13 protein-coding genes are annotated in these 14,190 nt (G+C 40.8%); 7 read left to right on the plus strand and 6 right to left on the minus strand.

From position 1 onward, the window contains the following. Positions 1 to 66 precede the first annotated feature (66 nt). The 4 genes from WKK05_RS25305 (at position 67) to WKK05_RS25320 (ending at position 5,823) form a co-directional block, all read left to right on the plus strand. Positions 67 to 3,111, plus strand: coding sequence for a CHAT domain-containing tetratricopeptide repeat protein (locus WKK05_RS25305; RefSeq protein WP_341525801.1), 3,045 nt, complete (start codon positions 67 to 69; stop codon positions 3,109 to 3,111). A gap of 3 nt (positions 3,112 to 3,114) precedes the next feature. Beyond that, positions 3,115 to 3,489 (plus strand): hypothetical protein, encoded by a 375-nt coding sequence (locus WKK05_RS25310; RefSeq protein WP_341525802.1) that lies wholly within the window; start codon positions 3,115 to 3,117, stop codon positions 3,487 to 3,489. Next, positions 3,489 to 4,901, plus strand: coding sequence for a hypothetical protein (locus tag WKK05_RS25315; protein ID WP_341525803.1), 1,413 nt, complete (start codon positions 3,489 to 3,491; stop codon positions 4,899 to 4,901). Before WKK05_RS25310 ends, WKK05_RS25315 begins: the two co-directional genes overlap by 1 nt. Before the next feature lie 157 nt (positions 4,902 to 5,058). Further along, positions 5,059 to 5,823, plus strand: coding sequence for an ABC transporter ATP-binding protein (locus WKK05_RS25320; RefSeq protein ID WP_341525804.1), 765 nt, complete (start codon positions 5,059 to 5,061; stop codon positions 5,821 to 5,823). A gap of 110 nt (positions 5,824 to 5,933) precedes the next feature. Here WKK05_RS25320 and WKK05_RS25325 read toward each other — a convergent pair whose 3' ends face one another. Further along, complete coding sequence (locus tag WKK05_RS25325; RefSeq protein ID WP_341525805.1) at positions 5,934 to 6,464, minus strand: orange carotenoid protein N-terminal domain-containing protein; 531 nt, start codon at positions 6,462 to 6,464, stop codon at positions 5,934 to 5,936. Between the two features lie 220 nt (positions 6,465 to 6,684). Between WKK05_RS25325 and WKK05_RS25330 the strand changes: the two genes are divergently transcribed. Further along, positions 6,685 to 7,059, plus strand: coding sequence for a hypothetical protein (locus tag WKK05_RS25330; RefSeq protein WP_341525806.1), 375 nt, complete (start codon positions 6,685 to 6,687; stop codon positions 7,057 to 7,059). Between the two features lie 145 nt (positions 7,060 to 7,204). On the opposite strand, the gene WKK05_RS25335 is transcribed toward WKK05_RS25330, so the two are convergent. Together WKK05_RS25335 and queG are read right to left on the minus strand one after the other, a co-directional pair. Beyond that, complete coding sequence (locus WKK05_RS25335) at positions 7,205 to 7,840, minus strand: HAD-IA family hydrolase (RefSeq protein ID WP_341525807.1); 636 nt, start codon at positions 7,838 to 7,840, stop codon at positions 7,205 to 7,207. Then, complete coding sequence (queG, locus tag WKK05_RS25340; RefSeq protein ID WP_341525808.1) at positions 7,815 to 8,789, minus strand: tRNA epoxyqueuosine(34) reductase QueG; 975 nt, start codon at positions 8,787 to 8,789, stop codon at positions 7,815 to 7,817. The genes WKK05_RS25335 and queG overlap by 26 nt, the downstream gene beginning before the upstream one ends. A 318-nt stretch (positions 8,790 to 9,107) precedes the next feature. Here queG and WKK05_RS25345 point away from each other — a divergent pair, with 318 nt between their 5' ends. Next, entirely contained in the window at positions 9,108 to 9,545 is a 438-nt protein-coding gene (locus WKK05_RS25345; RefSeq protein ID WP_341525809.1) for a ketosteroid isomerase family protein, read from the plus strand. 334 nt (positions 9,546 to 9,879) lie between these two features. Here the strand turns inward: WKK05_RS25345 and WKK05_RS25350 are convergent, their stop codons facing one another. The 3 genes from WKK05_RS25350 to WKK05_RS25360 form a co-directional block, all read right to left on the minus strand. Continuing rightward, positions 9,880 to 10,305 (minus strand): anti-sigma regulatory factor, encoded by a 426-nt coding sequence (locus WKK05_RS25350; RefSeq protein ID WP_341525810.1) that lies wholly within the window; start codon positions 10,303 to 10,305, stop codon positions 9,880 to 9,882. Between the two features lie 3 nt (positions 10,306 to 10,308). Further along, positions 10,309 to 11,982: a SpoIIE family protein phosphatase gene (locus WKK05_RS25355; protein WP_341525811.1), complete on the minus strand. Its 1,674-nt coding sequence runs from the start codon at positions 11,980 to 11,982 to the stop codon at positions 10,309 to 10,311. Positions 11,983 to 12,167: 185 nt separating this feature from the next. Next, on the minus strand, positions 12,168 to 12,887 hold the full coding sequence (locus tag WKK05_RS25360; protein ID WP_341525812.1) for a response regulator transcription factor: 720 nt from the start codon (positions 12,885 to 12,887) through the stop codon (positions 12,168 to 12,170). A 532-nt stretch (positions 12,888 to 13,419) separates the two neighbouring features. Between WKK05_RS25360 and WKK05_RS25365 the strand changes: the two genes are divergently transcribed. Further along, positions 13,420 to 14,175 carry a WecB/TagA/CpsF family glycosyltransferase gene (locus WKK05_RS25365; RefSeq protein ID WP_341525813.1) on the plus strand — a complete coding sequence of 252 codons (756 nt, stop codon included), beginning with the start codon at positions 13,420 to 13,422 and terminating at the stop codon, positions 14,173 to 14,175. The last annotated feature ends 15 nt before the right edge of the window (positions 14,176 to 14,190 follow it).

Genomic DNA, 14,190 nt, shown 5'->3' on the forward strand with positions numbered 1-14,190 from the left:
ATTTTTCTGAAATTGAGCATAATATTGTTGAAGCTTCATCAAGATGCGTCTAACTCACACCTGCTCATGAACGAACAGCGTTTACACGCTTATAATCAGCTAATTCAAAACCTGCTAGATTGCCCTAGCGGGGAAGAACCAGAGATATTAGCAGCGAATACAGAATTGCTAGATGCTGACTTTGTGCAGGTTGTTGTAGCAGCAGCAGAGCATTTTGCCCAGCAGGGAGAGGAAAATACTGCCGAGTGGTTGAGAAACTTAGCAACATATCTCACTACCCCAGAAACTACCCCCATCACTCAAGAAGATATAGAGACTTACGGGCAATTTTTAATAGAAATACTGCAAGCAACAGCAGACAGCAACGGCGATGCTCAAGTAATTTACCCATTGCTGGCAGCAAATACCGATAAACTCAATAATATTTTTGCTGATTTATTGCACCGTAGGGCAACAAATACCCTAGCAGAAGCGGAACCAGATACAGCAACATCCATCGCCGCAGTAATTGGTAATTTGAGTAATCTGATTCAGCAGTTCCCTTTGGGTAGTAAAGCCAGCAACATGGAAATTGCGATCGCTGGCTACGAAATCGCCCTCACTGTATATACCCGCAGCGCCTTTCCTGTTGATTGGGCAATGACGCAAAATAATCTGGGGAATGCTTACGGTGACAGAATATTAAGAGAGAGAGCCGAGAATATTGAAAGTGCGATCGCTGCTTATTCTGCTGCACTCGAAGTAAGAACCCGCAGCGCCTTTCCTGTTGATTGGGCAATGACGCAAAATAATCTGGGGAATGCTTACGGTGACAGAATATTAGGAGAACGAGCCGAGAATATTGAAAGTGCGATCGCTGCTTATTCTGCTGCACTCGAAGTAAGAACCCGCAGCGCCTTTCCTGTTGATTGGGCAATGACGCAAAATAATCTGGGGACTGCTTACCGTAACAGAATATTAGGAGAACGAGCCGAGAATATTGAAAGTGCCATCGCTGCTTATTCTGCTGCACTCGAAGTAAGAACCCGCAGCGCCTTTCCTGTTGATTGGGCAATGACGCAAAATAATCTGGGGAATGCTTACTCTGACAGAATATTAGGAGAACGAGCCGAGAATATTGAAAGTGCCATCGCTGCTTATTCTGCTGCACTCGAAGTAAGAACCCGCAGCGCTTTTCCTGAAAAATGGGCAATGACGCAAAATAATTTGGGGAATGCTTACCGTAACAGAATATTAGGAGAGAGAGCCGAGAATATAGAAAAGGCGATCGCTGCTTATTCTGCTGCACTGTCTGTATATACCCACAGCGCCTTTCCTGAAAATTGGGCAACGACGCAAAATAATCTGGGGAATGCTTACTCTGACAGAATATTAGGAGAACGAGCCGAGAATATTGAAAGTGCCATCGCTGCTTATTCTGCTGCACTGGAAGTTTATACCCGCAGCGCCTTTCCTGTTGTTTGGGCAGGTACGCAAAATAATCTGGGGATTGCTTACGGTGAGAGAATATTAGGAGAACGAGCCGAGAATATAGAAAAGGCGATCGCTGCTTATTCTGCGGCACTCGAAGTTAGAACCCGCAGCGCCTTTCCCCAAAACCATGCAGAAACTTTGTTAAATCTCGGTATTTTATACCAAGAGGAAAAACAATTTGACTCAGCTTACAAAAAATTTGTTACCGCGATAGAAACAGTAGAAGCTTTGCGGGGTGAAATTGTTTCTGGCGAAGAAGCCAAGCGTAAACAAGCAGAAGAATGGAATCAACTTTATAAACGCATGGTGGAAGTTTGCCTAGCATTGGCAAGAGATACGGAGGCAATAGAATATATTGAACGTAGCAAAACCCGCAATTTAGTAGAACTGTTAGCTAAAGCAACATTAACAAATCCAGAAAATTTGCTTTTAGTTGGTAGCAGTATCCACTTTAGAGAAATTCAGAAGCTTTTAGATAACAAAACTGCAATTATCGAATGGTATCTTTTTAATGATTGTTTTCGTGCTTTCATTATCACCTGTGGCAATAACCCAGCCATCTGGCATTCTAATGAACAAGACTTAGATGCCTTAATCGATTGGACAAATGAATATTTAATTGACTACAACAACCCGGAAGAAAAAGAAAAAATCCAATGGCAGAATCAGCTAGAACAACGCCTGAAAAAGCTAGCAGAAATTCTGCATCTTGAGGAAATCTTAGACCAAGTACCTAAACAATGCGACAGATTAATCCTTATTCCTCATCGCTACTTACACCTGTTTCCTCTCCATGCTTTACCTGTCAAAGAATCATACCTAATTGACTTATTCTCCAACGGCGTAGGTTATGCACCCAGTTGTCAAATTCTGCAACAAGTTCAACTGCGTCAACGTCCTGATTTTAAATCATTCTTTGCCATCCAAAACCCTACAGAAGATTTATATCAAGGCTACGAAAAAGATTTAGGAGCAGTTGCAGCCATCAAAAAACAGTTTACTGATGTTAATATTTTGAAGCAAGATCAAGCCCAAAAGTCAGCAATTCTGCTCGGCATTAATGAAAATATTCACAATGTCACACTACATGAAAAATTGCTCAAAGCTAACTGTGCTTTTTTCTTCTGTCATGGATACTTTAACTTTGCTTCTCCCCAATATTCTGGTTTACAGTTAGCTGATGGGAACCTGACTTTAGCAGATATCATTACTCACTTTAAACTAGAAAACTGTCGCCTAGTCACTCTCTCTGCTTGCGAAACTGGTTTAACCGACTTCACAAGCACGAGTGATGAATACATTGGTTTATCCAGTGGATTTTTGTTAGCTGGTAGCACCAATGTAGTCAGTAGCCTTTGGACTGTAGATGCTCATGCTACAGCTTTATTGATGATTAAATTTTACGAAGAGCTACAGCAGCAAAATAATATTGTACTAGCTTTAAATACAGCACAACGTTGGTTAAGAGATACGGCAGTCAAAGGCTTTCAAGATTGGCTGATTAACTCCTCACTCAGTTGGGGTTACAAGATATATTTAAATAAATACTTTGCTGCTAATTATGAAAATGCCTTAACCAAACCGTTTGAATCACCTTTTTATTGGGCTGCTTTTTGTAATATAGGTAAAGGAGTTTAAAAAATGTCTATTTCTATAAATAGCATCGAAGCTTTTATTCAAGTGCTTAACTCTCAATCAAATTTGATTCCGACTCAAGACTGGAATGAATTGCAGCAACTATCTAGTCAGTTACCAGAAGACAATGAGGAAATTGTAGAAATCTTAGAAAATTGGTTGCAATCAGAATCTCGTAATCAAGTTCTAGAAGCTTACAAGCAAAACCTGGAATCAATCACTGATAAATTACCTATTAATGTCAGTGCAAATATAGGAATAGCTAATAGTAAATCACAGACTCCAGCCAATCAACCTAGTGAATCATCAAAGGAACTTGTAGATAACGCCATAAAAAACAACTCTCCTTTGTCTGAAAACACTAAACCCGACAAAAAATAGTGAAGAATTTCAGCCTCAGCCTTTATGCTTTTCATCTCCGCCACACCCTAACTGAACTTCCCGGTGAAGTTGTAACAGATGCTAATCTCTTGTGGGAAAATCTGGTGAAAGTGGGTGAAGATAAAGATAAGCTTCCCTTTGTTGGGTTGAAAGATTTACGCTCAAAATTAATTTGTTATCAAAATGGTAAATACGACCCCAAGCGGGAAATAGGAAGAATACCAGAACGGTTAATTGATGCTCAAGATTTAGATTTGGGTAGCCTCCCTACAACAGAAGGCTTTAAAATTAATGCTAACCTTCAGCCTTTCTTGCTTAACGATACCTACGCAGTTGATTTAACTCTGTTTCCAGAATCACCAAACATTTCCATAGACATACTACAACTGCAACATTTTAAACCAAGTTCCCTACTACCATCTAATATTCAAGCATCTTTAGGACAAACATTATCGATTTATGGAGAAGTAGAGCCAACTGAAGATTGTGATACACTAGCTGAAAAATTAGCCATAGCCTTAGTAGCTGGCACAAATTTAAATCCTGTAAGAACACAACAAGGCAAACTGTTTGGTAGTCTTTTATTTGAATACCAAGCACTTGACCCGGATGACCCAGATAATCCTGCCAAACAATGCCATATTTTAATAGTCATTAATAATAGTCAAGCTGCAACAGGAACACTTGCAGTAGAAGCTTATGACTGGTTGCTAAATTTACTTTGTAGCTACCACAAAATACTTTATATTTATCAACAAGCTCGTCAACGCTATCGAGAAGCAAGAACAATTTATAGTAATTTAGAAAATAAAATTCAAGAATTTAACAGCCTGATATCTGAAAATCAAACACAACTATCTGGCTTAAAAAGCCTAATGGGAGAAATCCCCAAAAAAAGCTTTGATTACACCAGATGTTTGCAAGATTTACAAACACATCACACAGCAATTACTACTAATATTACTAATTACAGAATTTGTTTAGAGAATATTCAAACTATTGGTAGCGGAAATAGTCCAAAATCCTGGCAAGATTTTATTAATAAAGACTCTAAAAAATGGCAAGAACAAATACAAACAGATATTAACTATCTGACTCCAGGTCAAGAATTGTTTGGACAGTTAATTGATACAATAAGAGGTATAGTAGAAACAGAACAAGCTGAGAGCGATCGCTCTTTAGAAAAGACAATCCAGATATTAGGTATCGGCTTTGGTGGTGGTGCGATCGCCTCTGGTATAATCGTCCAGCACATCGACAAAATCAACCAACCCGTAACAGCAATATCTCCTAACAATCCACCTCATCCGTTTTATGCATCTTTGCTTTTGAGTATTGTGGCTACATTCTTTTTTATTGGCATAGGTTGGCTAATAACTAAGCGTCAATATTATCCTAGAGATAAGAAGTAAGTAGATAAATCATGCAACCTTGTAGAGACGCGATGAATCGCGTCTCCAACTTAACCAATCAAAGACGCGATAAATCCTATCTCAACCAATCAAAGACGCGATAAATCCTATCTCAACCAATCAAAGACGCGATAAATCGCGTCTCTACAACTAATTTATGAAAAATATTCTTTCAATTACCGATTCTCTAGTTCCTAATCCCATCCCTAAATCAACAATTATTCGCTTAGAAAATATTTTTAAAATCTATGGCAGTGGTGAAACTGAAGTTAAAGCGCTCAATGATGTCAATTTAATTGTGCAAGAAGGCGAATACTGTTCAATTATGGGGCCTTCTGGTTCTGGTAAATCCACAGCCATGAATATTATTGGTTGTTTAGATCGTCCCACTATGGGACATTATTACTTAGATAACATTGATGTAGCGCAAATGGATGATAAATCGTTGGCAAACATCCGCAACAAAAAGCTAGGGTTTGTGTTCCAACAATTTCACTTGTTACCGCAACTGACAGCACTAGAAAATGTGATGCTGCCAATGGTGTATGCCAATATAAACGCTGAAGAAAGACGGGACAAGGCAGCAGAAGCACTGACACGAGTAGGTTTAGCAAATCGCCTCAACAACAAACCAACTCAACTATCAGGTGGACAACAACAAAGAGTAGCGATCGCCCGCGCCATTGTCAACCGTCCTGTTGTCCTCCTGGCTGATGAACCCACAGGCGCACTAGATTCACGCACAACCCAAGAAGTATTGGACATTTTTAGCGAATTAAATGCCAGTGGTATTACGGTTGTGATGGTAACTCATGAACCAGATGTTGCCCGGCAAACTCAGCGCATTGTCTGGTTCCGTGATGGTGAAGTCATACACTCTAACTTGACTCCAGCAGAATTGAACCATGTAGCTGTGTCATAAGTAGAAGCGCAAGACCTTGCGCCCCTACTAAATTAAAAACTGCTATGGACACCTTAATTTTTTAAAGCCCGCCTCGCGACTTCCGTTCATTAAAGCAAAGATTTGAATTATTAAAGACTTGATGTTTTACCAGTTTCTGCTTGTGTTTCAATTGGCTTGACATCGGTGTAACCCAATTCACCTGCAATTGTTCGGAACACTGACATTTGCTGTTCAAACTCTAATCCTTCAATTTGCGAAAGCAAATCGTTAATTTCCTTAGTTGGTTGATAGCTATCGTCCCAACCAACTACCTCTTTTCCCATAGCTACCGCCCAAGCATACCAAACTAACAGCTGGTTATTTTCTTTTATCGCGCCATAGGCACGAGAATATTCTGTATCTTTGCGATTCACTATATCGCGCATAATCGCTAGTTGTTGCTCGTTTGACAATTTATAGTAGTCTTCTAAAAGAATTGGTGCTAGTTCTGGTTCAGCAGCGGCGGGAGCAGCTGGAGTGATTGAGTCTCCCATTTTTTTATAAACAAGATAGAACCAAGCTAATTTAGCATCGGTATCTAAGGCATTAAATCCGTCTACTAACTTTTGAGTTTCAGCGGTTTGCGCTTGAGCAATAGTTTTATCGTAGCTTGCAGTCATAAATAATTTGTCTCCAAGGTAATTTAACAAACCAAAGTAAGGCCTACCAGAGTTTAAGAACTCAATTCTACTTACTAGAGGAAGACGTTTATTAATTAGATGTTGCACTATTTATCTATCTTTTAATAGAGGTAAAATTCTCTCTCCAGGGAGCAATAAACTAGCGAATAACTTGGTAGGATCACCCCAGTAAATAAAAAAATTACATACGGTGTTAGTTATGCCTGATGAAGTAAAGCCCAATTTAAATGAAGCTGCCACCCATGACGCACAATTAGCTGCTGATAACATAGCTAGTGGTGAAGAAAAAGCACCAAAGGTCGATTTTGAAGCTGATTATAAAGCCGCACAGCAGTTCAGCGTCAGTGATATTGACCGCACAAGTGAAGGTTCAGCAGCAGCCAAAGCAGCAACTGCACCTCAACAAAATGTCTCTCAAGCACAAGAGACAAAAACTCAAACACAACCAACTAGTAAGCCTGATGATTTTTTAGAAGCAGCTAAGGACGTTGGGAGTTCTCAAACTGAAGGTGTAAGTAACGTCAGCGATGATTTAGTAGAAAAAGCATTAGAAAAAGGTGAACGAAAAAATTAAGTTTGTCTGTATCGTACAAGAAATAAATTCTTTCTAAAAATATTGAGCCTACTCCGATTAACGGAGTAGGCTTTGTTTTGATAGTTTTATTCTACAAAGGTGAAGACACTTTTCAAAGGTTTGTAATAGCTCTTGGTTTGAGCATTTAACAACTTTTGATTACTTCTAACAGCTCGCTGGGATGGCTAATCAAAAAATCTGGATTTTGCTTCGCTAGTGCTTGTAATGAATTGAATCCCCAAGTTACTGCAATTACTTGGATATTTGCTTTTTTCGACGCTTCGATATCTCTAGTTTCATCTCCAACATAAATTACTTCTTGTGGCTTGAGTTGCCTTTGCCTTAATACATTATTAATGATTGTAGTTTTACCAAAAATTGTGATGCCTGAATATATAAAGTTAAATAAGTGATCCAAATTATTAATTGTGAGAAATTGAGTCACATTCTCTTGAGAATTAGAAGTGATGATTCCCAGCTTATATCCTTCACTTTGAAGTTCTATTAAAGCTTCTTGGATTCCCGGAATTGGTTTTAACTCAGGGATTTTGCTTTTCAATTCTGATTTAACTTTTTTTACCAGAAAAGGTATTTTAAACAGAGAAACTCCTGAATACTTAATAATCTCCCTAGATGTTAAATTTTTGAGGTAGTCTAGTTGCTCTGGAGTAATTTGGATATAGCCAAAGTCTACAGCTAAACGATTAGCAATACTTACAAGAGCATCTACTGTATCAGCGATCGTGCCATCAAAATCAAAAATAATTACTTTCTGGGTCATTCTTTCGCCTAAATACGTCAAGATTAGCGCGGGCATTTCGTCTTAACATTTCTGGCTTAATCCGCCGCAAGGCAGATGCCGGAAATCGCTTATCCCACTCCTGATCTGAGATTTGGGCTAATTCTAGCAGGTGGGGAGCAATATTCCCAGGATAAGGTTGAAACTCTGTGACATCAGTTGTGCGAGCAAAACGTTGATTCCAAGGACAAACATCTTGACAAATATCACAACCAGCTACCCAACCATGTAAATGGGGTGTTATTGTTTCTGGCAATTTGTCGTCCCGATTTTCAATTGTATGATAGGCAATACAGCGATTGGCATCAACTACAAAAGGCTGAGTGATTGCACCTGTAGGGCAAGCTTCAAGGCAACGAGTACAGCTACCGCAGTGTTCTGTATGCGGGCGATCGCTCTCTAATTCCAGATTTGTCAACACTTCACCCAAAAATACCCAAGATCCATACTCGCGTGTAATTACATTACCATTCTTGGCAATCCACCCAATTCCCGCTCGTTGTGCCAACACTTTATCTTGCACTGGCCCTGTATCTGCATAGTACCGAGCTAGAATCCCTTCACCAAGCGATTCTAGCCATGTAGCCAGCTGCTTAAGTTTCTTGTGCATCAGCTTATGATAATCTCTTCCCCAGCCATAACGAGAAATCTTGGCGTATTCCTCGCCTTCGGGACGCTGATGTGGTGTGTAGTAATTGAGTGCCACACAAACTAGCGATCGCGCTTCGGGCATCACTAAGCTGATATCCTGACGCTTTGGGTTAGCCATCCATTCCATATCGGCGTGATAACCCAACCCTAGCCATGCTTGCAACCTTTGCGCTTCTGTAACATCTCTCCCATCTACAGCAGCAATGCCAACTTTGTGAAAACCCACCTCTCTGGCTTTTTCCTTAACTACACTGCTGTTTGTTACCGAACAATGATTCATTGTTTTTATCGCAATTTTGCCTAATTTTAGGCCTCTCAATTATACATTATGTAGTCAATACGTTTGTTTAACATCGGTTACCATACCTATATGTAAATATTATTTGATTTTTGTTAAGAAATAATACAAAATAGTCATGAATAGCTAAAGCAACGCCAAGCAATTTAATTATTCAGTGATATCCTCACAACCTCGATGTTTTACTAAATGTAGTTCCCTGGCAGTAGTCTGGGAACTCATTCTTCATCCTTAAGAAGCTTTCGTTTCGCCTAGTTTTTTATTGAAAATATGTTCAGCTAGCGTGATACAGGTAATACTATGACAGCTGCTGAATTTAAATCCTCAACACAGTTAAAAGAAGAATTGCAGATTGAAGGAATTTCAGACTCAAGCGTAGTGAGTTATTTTGAAACTTTGAACGCAGGGGAATTTGAGGGAACTGCTGCCTTGTTTGCTGAAGATGGTGTGATGCATCCACCATTTGAGTCTAGTATTATTGGGCCAGAGGCGATCGCTGCTTACCTAAACAAAGAAGCCAAAAACCTCAAAGCTTTCCCCACTCAAGGTATAGCTGACACCTTGGAAAATGGTCAAATCCAAGTCCAAGTGACAGGCAAAGTGCAAACTTCCTGGTGTGGTGTAAATGTTTTATGGCTATTTATCCTCAACCAACAACAGCAAATTATTTATACCAAAATCAAACTCTTAGCCTCTCCTCAAGAGTTACTAGCCTTGAAAAAGGATGTAGAGGTGTAGGGGATATTTCTTCAGTTTTCTGGCTGAACGAAAGCTACCACCTTTTCATGTATGGCAGTAAAATTTTTTCATTGGTACTAGCTGAAAATATTGCTAACAGTACAGACGCGACGCCAGTCGCTACAACGGGGAGCCACTGCCTTGGACGGTGAGTGCAGCCACACGTGCGGTGAAGCAGCCCGATCTTGGGGTCTCCCCAAGTAGAGGGACTGCTGTTAGCGCAGCGCGCTGGCTTATTAATCGCGTCTGTACTGTTAAGAGTTAAAAGTTACTCATTAGTCAGTAAATTATTCTCTTACTCTTGTCTCCCTAGTTCCCCAGTCCCCAGTCTCCTTTAATTAGCTACTTCTGGTAGCGTGGCTTCTAACTTGAGACAGTTAGCACCATCAATCTGCAACTGGTACTCTACCTTATCCATCAGACGATTCATAATTAGCCAACCATAACCACCTTCTTGTTTTTCTATCGGGTTTGGCGGTAAGTAGGTGGACATATCAAAGCCTTCGCCGTAGTCCCAAATTTCCAGGGCAAGCTCTCTATCTTTGAGTTCTAAACGCAGTAAAACTGGCAAATTTGGTTTGTCCTTGTGGGCATGACGTACTGCATTTGAGTAGGCTTCTACTAAAGCCAGCCGCAAACGACTTGACTGCCGTGACCAATCTACGGATTCTCCTAACTGGATTTTCAAGCATCCTAGCAACCAGTTTTCGACGATGTTGAGAAAATTTAAGTCACTTGGTACATGAAGCTCACTTTTCATGAGTTACAAAACCTCCAGCGAGAGTATAGTTTGGTCATCTTCTTGAATGTGGTTATGTGCTTGGATGCGAGCTAGCAAATGGTTAAGAGAAAGAGATTGAGTTTCTGTTTGTAAGAGTTTCCATAAGCCTTCTTGATGCAGCATAGAACGGTTAACTGGCTCAATGCTACTCTCGGCTTTTACTGGTAAATATAAATCATCTGATACCATTGCTTCTGTAATGCCATCACTAGCTAATAACAATGTGTCTCCAGGAGAGAGAATTAAGCGACCAGACTGTGCCTGCCACTTAGGCAATATACCTAAAGGAATGCTGCGTACCTTGAGGTAATTGGGTTGGTCAGATTTTGGAGCTTGATGTGACCACAACAGCGGATAAATGTGTCCGGCGTTAGTGTAAACGAGTTCCCTAGTAGTAGGGGTATAACAGGCTAATACAAGAGTGATAAAATAATTGTTGCTAATTAAGTCTTCGCTCAAAGCATAGTTGAGATTCTGGACTACCACATTCGGCTCTGCTGGTGTTTCTTGAGACAGTTCTCGGCGTAGGACTGAAATAACACTAGCCATAAATAAAGCAGCTGGGACACCCTTGCCAGAAACGTCCCCTACTGCAACCCATAAGTCACCTTTGGGATGCACAAACACTTCAAAAAAATCTCCTCCTACTTCCCGCGCGGGGTAGCAACAGGCTTGTACTTTCACACCTTCGATATCAGGTAAAGTTTGGCGCAGCAGGTTGTTTTGAATTTGGCGAGCAACTTCCAACTCAGTGTGGATCTGCTGTTGCTTTTCTTGGAGGCGTTGGTAGAGTTTTGCCTGGGAGAGTGCTAAGGCTGCTTGTTCAGCAACACCCGCAATCAATTGGATATCTTCATTTTGCCAAGGGCGATCGCGTCCCCATTGGTGGAGGACAAGCACAGCGAGTAGATGATGCTGATAGCTGAGTGGTACGACCAAATGATGATATGGCCTGCCCTTATCGATATCTTGAGCAAGTTGATAATCAAGGGTTGCGAGGGCTTTTTCAATTAAAATACTAGGATCGAAGGAGGAATCTGGTAGATGAGATTTGGGATCGCGGTAGGAAAACTGCTGTTGCGTCAAGCGATCACCTTCTATTGGTATAAGTAAGCAACTGCTAGCTTCAAATGTTTGTCCAATGGTTGCTACAATCTTTTGCAGCATACTGTCGTAGTCTAGAGACTCCCGAATTGCCGTTGTCACCGCATTAAACAAAGATTCTCGCCGCAACGCCCGCTGTAACTCTTGCGTGCGTTTCTTTACTACACGATATATATCAGTCGCTTGCTCGACTAATGCTTTGAGTCGCTCAGGATTCCAGGGTTTAGTGATGTACTTGAATACCTGACCAGAATTAATCGCATCAACTAAATCTTCGACATCAGTAAAACCAGTCAACAAAATCCGAATAGTATCAGGAAAGCGTTCTACCGTAAGGCTGAAAAATTCAGTGCCGTTCATTTCTGGCATTCTTTGGTCAGAAATAATTACAGCCATCTCGCCAACTTCATCCAAGATTTCCAAAGCTCCAAGCGCATGATTTGCTTTATACACTTGAAAATCTCGCCTAAAAGTGCGGTAGAGTAAATCTAAGTTATCCAGCTCATCATCTACGACCATGAGCTTAAGTTTTTCTGGCCCTGTCTCAGTCATATTTGACTTTATTTTTCAGATACTTGAATGGCGAGATAGTGCAATACTTAATCCCACCTGAATAACCAGCAAAAAATCAGACAATAATTTTTAAAGAGAAGCTACCCACTTTGAAGATACAGTTTTCCCAAAGTTGCAATTTTCTCTTCAGTTTCTTGACAATTTGCTACACACCAAAATTGATCCTATCCCACTAACCCAGAACGCAAGGCGCGAACTGCGGCTTGGGTACGATCATCGGCACATAGCTTATTCAAAATATTACGGACGTGAGTTTTAACAGTTCCAACAGTGATGTACAGTCTTTCGGCGATAATTGCATTGCTGCAACCTTCGACAATCAACTGTAACACTTCTAACTCCCTTTCTGTCAGTGTATATAGTTCAATTCCTTCCTGGGTCTCGATAGAATCAGAGTTAGGAATAACGCTCTTAGTATCCAAAGAAGCCAATTCAGACTTAGGTGGATTTTGTTGTGCTTGCTGTAATACAATTCGGGCGATCGCTGGATCGATCCAGGCGTTGCCATTGTAAGTTACTCGTACTGCTTCCAGCAAATTCTCAAACTTGATATCCTTCATACAGTAGGAGTCTGCTCCAGCAGCAAAAGCTGCCAATACCGCTTCTTTGTTGTCCCGCAACGTCAAAATTAACACTTTCGTGGCTGACTCTTCGCCACCACCAGCCAATTTCACCTCCCGTGTCAGCTCAATCCCGTCCTTATCTGGTAAACCAATATCTACAATTGCAATGTCTGGTTGTAGCTTTTTTAGCATCTTTAGGCCTTCAACGGCATTAGCAGCTTCCCCCACAACTTCAATTTCTTCTCTTTGCAGTAGGGCTGTCCGAATACCCACACGGGTTAGGTCATGGTCTTCAATCAGAGCGATACGAATTTTACTCATAGCCAACTTCAGCCCGTTACACTACCTTAACTGTCAAATTGAGTTTACTCAAAAGTCTTAAGAAACGCAGATTCAAGACATTTGTACAAAAAATAGAGAGGTGCTTATTGAGTAAAGCTAACATTTAGGAGCATTGCCAGTGTCACAGGCATTCATTGCCCCTATGTAAAGATTACACTTCAATAAGAGAGTCAGGGCTGTTTTACCCCAATTACAAGCGCCCAAGACCAATTAGTTTAATTATGCTTTCTATTGTTACAGCTAATGCTTGTTTACATAGTCAGACAGTACAAGTCATACTCAGTATTTTTGAATTGCTAGTGAAGTATGCTGCACCTTTGGCATATGCATATTGGGAAATCTATAGTAGATTTCTAATAGTCAGATTATTTCGTGTAGATAAACGACACATTCTACACTAAGATAGTACTCAATTATCCGTTAGTGAAATTAAAATCTACAAGAAAATATAAAAAATTTGATAAACTAACGGTCGAGAAAATCTGGTGTGAGGCTAATTAAGAATAGGCTTATGTCCAAAATGCCTAAAGCGCTTTCGGTCTTGGGAATACCAGTTCATGTGATGAGTAACTATCCAGGCTGGTTGTTAGAATGCCTCCAACAAGGCAGAGGAACTCATGTGGTCACGCTCAATGCAGAAATGACCATGCAGGCAGAGCAAAATAAGTCTCTAGCTCAAGTCATTCAAGATGCTGAGCTGGTAATTCCAGATGGAGCAGGAGTGGTATTGTATTTGCGATGGCTGTTATGGCAGAAAGTGCAGCGTTTTCCAGGGATTGAACTAGCAGAACAACTATTGCAAGAAATTGGGCAACAGAATACAGCGATAAAGGTATTTTTCTATGGAGGAGCGCCGGGTGTAGCTGCAAAAGCCGCAGAGTATTGGCAGCAGGAAATTCCAGGCTTAAACATAGCAGGGACTCACTCAGGTTATCATTCCCTAGAAGAAGAAGAAAAATTACGAGAAACCTTTAGGCAAGTGCAGCCACAAGTAATTTTTGTCGGCTTGGGAGTGCCGCGTCAAGAGTTATGGATTGCCAAAAACCGCCATTTATGCCCCGAAGCAATTTGGATTGGTGTCGGTGGCAGTTTTGATATTTGGTCAGGAACAAAAACACGCGCTCCCGCCTGGCTAGGAAATAACAATTTGGAATGGCTGTATCGGCTGTATCAAGAACCCTGGCGCTGGCGGCGGATGTTAGCTTTGCCAGCTTTTGCTGTGAAAGCCTTTGTTTATCGGTTGACTGCAAGGGGTGCAATTAGTTAGAGGGAGTAGGGAGTG

Origin of the sequence: Nostoc sp. UHCC 0302 (assembly GCF_038096175.1) — a bacterium.
In the GTDB taxonomy this organism is placed as follows: domain Bacteria; phylum Cyanobacteriota; class Cyanobacteriia; order Cyanobacteriales; family Nostocaceae; genus UHCC-0302.